Annotated in this window: 1 protein-coding gene; it reads left to right on the top strand. The window is 76.2% G+C overall.

Going from position 1 to position 206, the window contains the following annotated elements; translation table 11 throughout:
- Window positions 1-27 precede the first annotated feature (27 nt).
- The coding region (locus EXE45_RS19535) for a Mut7-C RNAse domain-containing protein (protein WP_394348159.1) at window positions 28-206 on the top strand (179 nt) is incomplete at its 3' end.

The raw sequence follows: 206 nt of genomic DNA, 5'->3' as shown, positions 1-206 counted from the left end.
CCCACCACCGGGGGGAACCCGCCGGTCCTGCTCGACGTCATGTGCGGGAAGCTGGCCACCTACCTGCGCCTGTGCGGCTACGACGCCGCCTACGCGCTCGACCGCGGCGTCGAGGCCGACGACCGGCTCCTCGACCTCGCAGCCGACGAGGGGCGGACCCTGGTCACCCGCGACCGCGAACTCGCGGCGCGGGCCGACGCGGCGGA

The sequence above is a fragment of the Halorubrum sp. SP9 genome (genome assembly GCF_005435015.1).
In the GTDB taxonomy this organism is placed as follows: Archaea; Halobacteriota; Halobacteria; order Halobacteriales; family Haloferacaceae; genus Halorubrum; species Halorubrum sodomense.
The sequence above is the reverse complement of the archived record's forward strand: the minus strand, read 5'-3'. Positions and strand labels throughout refer to the sequence as shown.